Below are 7786 nucleotides of genomic sequence, written 5' to 3'. Positions count from 1 at the left end.
GGTGGTGGGGGTGCCGTCAATGTTTTGGGGCCCCGCCCCCGATGTCTCTGTCGGACGGTAGCGTAGGCTTCCATGAACCGCGTTGAACTGACCGATGACGTAGAGGACTTCGGCCGCCTGGCCGCCCTCAGTCGAGGACCGGCCACCAGGACCGGCACAACACGGCCCGTGCATGCGGTACGTGCACGTGGACGGCAGGCATATGACCTTCAGGGGTACGCCACGCCACGCGGCGGACCGAGTTCCGGTGTTGCGTCGCTGCTGGATGGCGCACCATGGGCCGCAGGGGGTGACGCTGCCCCGCGGGTGCGCCGGATCGGGCGCCGAGGGGGAGGAGAAGAAACGGTGGACGGGCATCGGCCAGAGGTGATGACGACGGTGTCGGCGGCGGAGATGCGGGAGGCGGTGCGGGCATTGCTGTCCGTGCTGGACCCGGAGCAGGTGCGCGAGCTGCGCGCGGGGCCGGCCCGGCTGGACGCGCCCGAGCTGCGGGAGTGGACGTACCTGCCGGGCGCGCGCCCTGGGCTGCCCACCGAGAGTCTTGGCGACCGGCAGCGCGAGGCTGTCGACGCGCTCCTCGCCACGGCGCACAGCGCGGCGGGAGCGGCGCTGGCACGCGGGGCGATCGAGGTGGAACGGCACCGCCGCGCGATGGTCGGCGCCACGGGTGCCGACCGCTACTGGCTGCGGCTGCTGGGCGACCCGGACGGCGACGGACCTTGGGGCTGGCGGATGAACGGCCACCACCTCGCCGTACACGTATTGATCACGGTGGCCGGGATGCGGGTGACGCCACACTTCATCGGTGCGGAACCGGCGCGCATCACGCACGGTCCGCAGGCCGGCCGCAGGCTGCTGGGGCCGGAGGAAGACCTGGCCCGCGAACTGGTCACGGACCTGGACGTCGGCCGACGGGCGAAGGCGGTCTTCGCCGCCGCGCCTCCGGACGACATCTTGACCCGCGCCGACCCCTTCGCCGATCCAGACCTGCTGCCGACCGGCCTCCCGTACGGCGACATGGCGCCCGGTCAACAGCGGCTGCTTCAGCGTCTGGTGCGCCGCTACCTCGACCGCGCGCCCGCGGCGTACGCGCAGGAGTGCTGGTCCGACGCCGTGGCGCGTGGACTGGACGCCCTCTCCTTCGCCTGGGCCGGTGGCCGCGCACCGGGGGACCGGCACTACTACTGCGTTCGGGCCCCGGACTTCCTCATCGAGTACGACAACACCCAGGACGGCGGCAACCACGCCCACTCGGTCTGGCGGCACGTCCGCCACGACTGGGGCGCCGACCTTCTCCGCGCGCACTACACGGAACAGCACGGGTGACTGAACACTCGGCGAGGCCTGGGCCAGGCACCTGGTCCGGCCTCGGACAGGCCTGAGCCCCGGACACATGGCGCGCCGGGGCTCAGAGCGGACGAGACGGGGTGTGGTCTAGTACGGGCCGTTCACGTTGTCGATCGAGCCGTACCGGTTGGCCGCGTAATTGCAGGCGGCGGTGATGTTGGCGACGGGGTCGTAGCTGTCCATCGACGTGCCGGGCACGTGGTAGGCCTCGAACGTGGGGGCGATGACCTGCAGGAGCCCCTTGGACGGGGTTCCGGCGACGGCGTTGGAGTCCCAGTTGTTGATGGCCAGCGGGTTGCCGGAGGACTCGCGCATGATGTTGCGGTGGATGCCCTCGTAGGTGCCGGGGATGCCCTGCTGGGCCATGATGTCGAGCGATTCCTTGATCCAGCCGTCGAGGTCGTTGGTGTACGACTTCTTCGCCGTGGCAGCGGCGGGCTCGGCGGACGTGCTCTTGCGCTCGGAGCGGTCCGCCCGCTCGGCGGACGTCCTGGAGTCGGCCGACTTCTCCGCGGGCTCGGCGGAGGCCTTCTTGCCGAGGGTGAGCTTGACGCCCGGGTGGATCAGCCGCGGGTCGTCGCCGAGGGCGCTGCGGTTGTCCTTGTACAGCTGCTTCCAGCCGCCGCTCAGGGAGTGCTCTCGGGCGATCTCGGAGAGGGAGTCGCCCGCGACGACGACGTAGGTCTTCGCGGCGGCGGCGGGCTTGGCGTCCGGGGCGGCGGCCTGCGCCGCGCCCGCGGAGGTCGCGCCGAGCACCGGGAGTACGAGGACGGCCCCGCCCGTGCCTGCGGCGGCGATGCCCCGGCTGAGCGGGCTGGACTTGGGACGGCGGTGCTTGCCCTTTGCAGGCATGACGAATTCCTCTCCGTCGCCTACGAGGTGAGCTGTCGGGTTCGGACGGGAGATGTCCGGTCGCACTGGTAATGCGACTTCACCCCGAGCCGATCCGGAATGCGGATCGGCGGCTTACCTGGGTCCCCCGCTCCTGCCGTGCGTAATTGAGTGGGTGGGAAGAGTTGCCGGACGGCGGCAGGATTCGGCGTTCCATCCGGATTGACGGTGACGTTAGGCGAGAAAGCCCGGAAGGAACAAGACACGAATTCGCATAGGGAATGCCTGAGGCCCGACCTTGGCGGCCAGAATGCCCGGCCACCTTTGATCGAAAAGCCCAACTTTCTTTGCGCAGAACGGAAGTGCGCTCGGCGACTCTCGGAACCACGGTCGCCGGTGTGACTCATTTCACCGAATTGGGCGCAGGTCGATTTGCTGCTCGACGGCGTATCAGAGCGTGCCATTTCGCGCGACTGTCCCGCAATGGTGACAGAAATTTCATTCACGCCATAAACAAGTTAAATGAGCAACTATAGTTGCAAATCTGGACATAGTGCGGAGGCTGCTCGCGCCGTCAAAACGGGCATTTCATCTCTAATATCCTCGTCCGTGCCGCCGCAGCCCCAGCCGCGGTGACGCCGCAGCGACGATCCGGTGACGGCCCCTCACTAGGGTCGGCGGCCCGGTGACCGCGAGCGCGCCGCTCGGACGCGGTACCGGACGTGTCCGGCAGGAGGGGGAGGGCTCCTGGACGTCCGGAACCTCCTGGAGCGGCGATTCGGCGTCACGAGCCTGCGCGGCCACCCGGCAGTCGAGGCCGCCTATGTGAAACCACCGGCGGACCTTCCGTAACGTGGTGAAGGAGTCAGCTGTGCCACAGCGATCAGGTGCGGGGAACAGCCGGGGGAACGACCACCCGGCTCCAGGACCAGGACCACTCTTCGGGCGCCCTGAGCTGGTGTGCATCACGCGCGCCGACGCCGGGGTACGCATCACCCCGACCGGCGCGACCGCCGCCGCGGACATCTCCGTGAGCGGTCTCGACGCCGTGGCGGCCCAGGAGGACGTCACCTTCAGCCCGCTGTTCGGCACGGACCAGGAGAGGCTGCGCGCCCAGGCGGGTGCCCCCTCGGAAGGCGCCGGTGCCGACGACGCCACGCTGGAGATCCTCGACCGGATGGCGCTCTTCTTCCATGTCGACGCTCCCGCCGACCAGTTGGACGCGCTGGCCGAGCGGCTCCGCGCGTCGGACGCCGTGGAGGGCGCCTACGTCAAGCCCGCGGCCGCCCTCGCCGTCCCCGATGTCGTACCGAAGAAGGAGAGCGAGGAGACCGAACTCCCGCCGCTCAACGACATGCAGCCGACGGGCGCCGACGCACCGCCCGTCTCCCCGGACTTCACCGCCCGACAGGGCTATCTCGACGCGGCTCCGGGCGGCGTCGACGCCCGGTACGCGTGGACCCTGCCCGGCGGGCGCGGCGCCGGCGTCCGCGTGATCGACTGCGAGTGGGGCTGGCGCTTCACCCACGAGGACCTGCGGCTGAACCAGGGCGGCATCGTCTCCGGCACCGGGAGCACGGACACCGATCACGGCACCGCGGTGCTCGGTGAGATCGGCGGCGACGTCAACGCGTTCGGGATCACCGGGATCGCGCCGGACACGGTCACCAGCGCGTCCGCCTTCTCCATCCCCACGGCCACGGCGATCCGGAACGCCGCCGACCGCCTCGGCCCCGGCGACATCATCCTGCTGGAGATCCACCGCGCCGGTCCGCACGCGACCGGCGTCGGCCAGGCCGGGTACATCGCCGTCGAGTGGTGGCCGGACGACTACCTGGCCATCCGATACGCCGTCAACAAGGGCATCACCGTGGTCGAGGCCGCGGGCAACGGCGCGGAGGACCTGGACCACGCCGACTACGACACCCCGAGGGCGGGCTTCCCCTCCTGGTGGCGCAACCCCTTCCGGCGCACAACGCTGGACGCCGGCGCCGTGATCGTCGGTGCCGGGGCGCCGCCGCCCGGCACCCACGGCCGCCAGCACGGCCCGGACCGGTCCCGCCTCGACTTCTCCAACTACGGCGCCTGCGTGGACGCGCAGGGCTGGGGACGCGAGGTGACCACCACCGGCTACGGCGACCTTCAGGCGGGCGACAACCAGGACTTCTGGTACACGGACCGGTTCAGCGGTACGTCCAGTGCCTCGCCGATCGTCGTGGGCGCGCTGGCCGGCACCCAGGGCGTCCTGCGGGCGAACGGCCGTATCCCGCTGTCGCCCTCGCGGGCCCGGCAGCTGCTGCGTTCCACCGGCTCACCGCAGCAGGACGCGCCGGGACGCCCGGCGACCCAGCGCATCGGCAGGCGTCCCGACCTGCGCCAGCTCATCCCGGCGGCCCTCCAGACGAGCAGCTGGGTCGGCGTCCAGTTCCGGGGCACCCTCGCCGGGAACCGCACCGGCCGCTGGTTCACCTTCAACTGGCCCGCCCACTGGCATGTGGTGTGGACGGTCGTCCCGACCAGCGTCCGCACCGGCGCCCCGCAGATCGGCTGGAAGGTCCGGGTCGAGCGGGCCAACGACACGTACGCGACGTACTGGATCGACGTGACCAACCTCGTGGCCGACTCGGTCGAGTTCGAGGCCCGGTTCGCGGTTCTCGGATGGTGACGCGCGGTTCACCCGGTTCTCGGATGTGAGAGGAAAGCGACGATGCGAGTAGGCACACAGTTCACCGGAACACTCAACCCCGGGCAGACCGGGCGCTGGTTCACCTTCAACTGGCCGCAGGGCTGGCACGTCATCTGGTACTTCATGCCGACGACACCGCAGACGGGCAGCCCGCAGATCGAGTGGGAGACCGAGGTCGAGCGGGCCACGGCCACGACGGTCACGTACTGGCTGACGGTGAAGAACGTCGGCAGCACCCAGATGAACTTCGAAGGCCGGTACGCGGTCCTCAACTAGGCGAGGGGAACGGCCATGAAGGTGCACATCACGGTCACGGAGGACGCGGGCGCGGCCCCGACGGCCGGGCCCGAGCGGCAGCTCTCCGTAGCACGGGAGACCGCCGCCGACGCAGGACCCGCCGCCACGGCAGGGGCTGAACAGGCCATGCCGGCCGACGTCTTCACCACCACCGGACCAGCGCAATCGGTACGTCCCTCAGGCTCCGTCATGGACGGCGGCGAGGCCCCGGCCTGGCTCGCCGAACTCGTCCGGCTCGCCGACGCCGGACAGGTGGCCCGCCCCGGTGAGGAGCCGCAGGAGGCCCGGCAATCCTCGGCGGGCCTGACGACGGATGCCGGCAGCGCGGGGCCGGCTCCGGGCTGAGCGGTCGGCACCAGCCTGCACCGACGTAGTCGGGCGGGCCGCAGAGGAACGCGTTTGCCGGAACCCAGGGTGTGGCTATACGTGCGCCTCGTCCGGGTCTCCGCTGGGTCCCGCAGCCGCGGGACCCGGTCGGGACCGGGTTCGTGTGCCCCAGCGTTCAAGCGATGGGCCAACGGCGCCCACAGCGGCGAAGAACGCACCGAGGAGCAGCCAGCCGATGGTGCCCATGCCGAGCACGACGGTGGTGAGGACGGCGGGGGCGAGCGCCTGGCCCGCGGTGAAGCCAAGCCCGAGAAGCCCTTGGTACTGGCCTTGGGCATGGTCTGGTGCCAGGCCGAAGCCGAGGGCGAAGCCGGCCGAGGACTCCCATATCTCCCCGAGGCTGTGGACGAAGATCGCTGCGACCACGAGGCCGGCGGCCGCCCACACGGGAGCATGCGCGGCCAGGGCCATCATCGGACAACTGAGAAGGAAGAGCAGTCCTGCCGTGCGGAACGCCTTGCCGCCATCGCGCGGGGTTTCGATGCGGGATCCGATTCTGGTCTGCAGGAGGACACAGACTCCGGAATTGATCGCGGCTACCGCGGCCACGGTCCAGCGCGGTGCGTCCGTGTGCTCTGAGATCCAAATCGGCAGAAGCAGCGACACCACCGGGTACTGCAGCCCCATCGCACCATAGAGGGCTGCGAACGTCACGAAAGGACGGTCGGTGAGAGCGATCCAGCGGCGCTGCTGCAACGGCGGCGCCAATGCCCTGTAGTTGGGGAGCAAGAACAGGAGCAGGGCGCACAGCGCAAAGCTGGCCGCGTTGCCGAGAATCAGTACGAGATAGGCAGTACGAGTATTCGAGGCAACTGCAAATCCAGCACCCACGGTCCCCAGAACGACGCCCAGATTGACGTAAGTTCGGAGCTTTGCCCTGAACAGCGCCGGGCGGTCAGTACCGACCCGGACCACAAGGGCTCCCCAGGCCGCGCCGCCGGCGGCTGCGGCAAGCTGGTCAATGGTGGCGACGACCGTGAGGGCGGCCCAGCTCTCGACAAACACGAGAGCGGACATCGCCACTGCCTGAACCATCAGAGCGACCATCATGATCGTGCGCGGCCCACGTCGATCGGCCAGGTGACCCCCCGGTATCCCCGCGAGCAGCCCGATCAAGCCGGCAACGGTGAGCGCGACACCCACCTGCACCGCCGGCAGATCCACGACCAACGTGAAGTAGAGCGCCGACGCAGTGTTGAAGAGCCCATTGCCGACGCGATTCACGAAGCTGGCCAGGATCAGTACCCGCTCTGACCTGCTGCCCCCCGCTATGCGCCGCGCTATTCGGCCGGGCGATCTCCCCTTGATCATGGCCGCAGGCTAACAGCGGCCGCACACACCGTCAGGGGCGCGAAGTCGAACCGGCTGCTGTCCTGCCCGAACCGAACTCGGGAACCGTTTCCCCAGATCTTGCGTGACGTCTTTGACGTGTTGTCGGCTGGTGATGAGGGGATCGAATGAGGGCGCGGACGATGGCGAGCGTGGCGGTATCGGCCTGTGTGGTGCTGGTGGCGTGCGCGTGCGGTCCTGACAAAGCGAAGGAGGACACGGACGCGAAGTCTTCGCAGCCGTCCGCGTCCACATCCACACCGACCGAAGAGCAGTCGGCCACGCCGTCCGCGTCCGCTCGGACCGAGAAGCCGTCGGCGGAGCCGACCGGCGACCAGCCCGCGCCCAGGACGAAGGCGGGCGCGATCAAACGGTACGAGCAGTACCTCCACGCGCTGGGCCGTGAGGACATCGACACGGTCTGCGCAGTGGCCCGGCCCGCCGCGAAGAAGGCAGAGGACCAAGGGCTGGGCCCGTGCACATCGACGTACGCCACCGTGTTCCAGATGATCTCGCCCGCGCAGAAGAAGGCCCTGAAGACCGCGACGGTCGACCCGCAGCGCGTCGCCGTGCGCACGCCCGCCAAGATCGAGATGCCGGTCGAATCGGTCAGGGCTTCGGTCACCTTCTCCGAGAGCGACCTGGGCAGTTACACCCTGGAGTACCTCAAGAACGACTGGTACATCACCGAGTGAACCCGACGCACCGTACGCGTAGCTGCTCGCGCGTCCCCCCGTTAGGCGGATGTTAGTGGGGTGGGAGCTCGGCGTTAGTGGCCCCGATCAGAGTGGGTGTTGTTCCAAGGAGCGAAAAACACCCACAAACAAAGGGGGATATAACAAGCTTGCTCTTATAAAAAAAATACGCATCCGACGACAAAGCAATTGTATATATCGGTGGTCGCCGTAT

At 69.1% G+C, this 7786-nt stretch carries 7 protein-coding genes and 1 riboswitch; of the genes, 5 read left to right on the top strand and 2 right to left on the bottom strand.

Annotated elements, in window-relative coordinates:
* Nucleotides 1-345 precede the first annotated feature (345 nt).
* Nucleotides 346-1326 (top strand): DUF3500 domain-containing protein, encoded by a 981-nt coding sequence (locus tag ACFWY6_RS42785; RefSeq protein WP_384702516.1) that lies wholly within the window; start codon nucleotides 346-348, stop codon nucleotides 1324-1326.
* A 108-nt stretch (nucleotides 1327-1434) separates the two neighbouring features.
* Here ACFWY6_RS42785 and ACFWY6_RS42780 read toward each other — a convergent pair whose 3' ends face one another.
* Nucleotides 1435-2199 (bottom strand): transglycosylase SLT domain-containing protein, encoded by a 765-nt coding sequence (locus tag ACFWY6_RS42780; protein WP_384702512.1) that lies wholly within the window; start codon nucleotides 2197-2199, stop codon nucleotides 1435-1437.
* Nucleotides 2200-2203: 4 nt separating this feature from the next.
* Nucleotides 2204-2366, bottom strand: a riboswitch (cyclic di-AMP (ydaO/yuaA leader).
* A gap of 683 nt (nucleotides 2367-3049) precedes the next feature.
* Between ACFWY6_RS42780 and ACFWY6_RS42775 the strand changes: the two genes are divergently transcribed.
* Genes ACFWY6_RS42775 through ACFWY6_RS42765 form a run of 3 tightly spaced genes read left to right on the top strand, consistent with a single transcriptional unit; the run spans nucleotide 3050 to nucleotide 5506 of the window.
* Entirely contained in the window at nucleotides 3050-4843 is a 1794-nt protein-coding gene (locus ACFWY6_RS42775) for a S8 family peptidase (protein WP_384702509.1), read from the top strand.
* A gap of 42 nt (nucleotides 4844-4885) precedes the next feature.
* Nucleotides 4886-5140 carry a hypothetical protein gene (locus tag ACFWY6_RS42770; RefSeq protein WP_266874330.1) on the top strand — a complete coding sequence of 85 codons (255 nt, stop codon included), beginning with the start codon at nucleotides 4886-4888 and terminating at the stop codon, nucleotides 5138-5140.
* A 15-nt stretch (nucleotides 5141-5155) separates the two neighbouring features.
* Nucleotides 5156-5506: a hypothetical protein gene (locus tag ACFWY6_RS42765; protein WP_384702506.1), complete on the top strand. Its 351-nt coding sequence runs from the start codon at nucleotides 5156-5158 to the stop codon at nucleotides 5504-5506.
* A gap of 75 nt (nucleotides 5507-5581) precedes the next feature.
* On the opposite strand, the gene ACFWY6_RS42760 is transcribed toward ACFWY6_RS42765, so the two are convergent.
* Nucleotides 5582-6859 (bottom strand): MFS transporter, encoded by a 1278-nt coding sequence (locus tag ACFWY6_RS42760; protein ID WP_384702503.1) that lies wholly within the window; start codon nucleotides 6857-6859, stop codon nucleotides 5582-5584.
* A 146-nt stretch (nucleotides 6860-7005) separates the two neighbouring features.
* Here ACFWY6_RS42760 and ACFWY6_RS42755 point away from each other — a divergent pair, with 146 nt between their 5' ends.
* Nucleotides 7006-7572 (top strand): hypothetical protein, encoded by a 567-nt coding sequence (locus ACFWY6_RS42755; RefSeq protein WP_384702500.1) that lies wholly within the window; start codon nucleotides 7006-7008, stop codon nucleotides 7570-7572.
* Nucleotides 7573-7786: the final 214 nt, after the last annotated feature.

The organism is Streptomyces sp. NPDC059037 (assembly GCF_042740015.1).
Taxonomy (GTDB): domain Bacteria; phylum Actinomycetota; class Actinomycetes; order Streptomycetales; family Streptomycetaceae; genus Streptomyces.
This window is presented reverse-complemented; position numbering and strand designations above follow the sequence as displayed.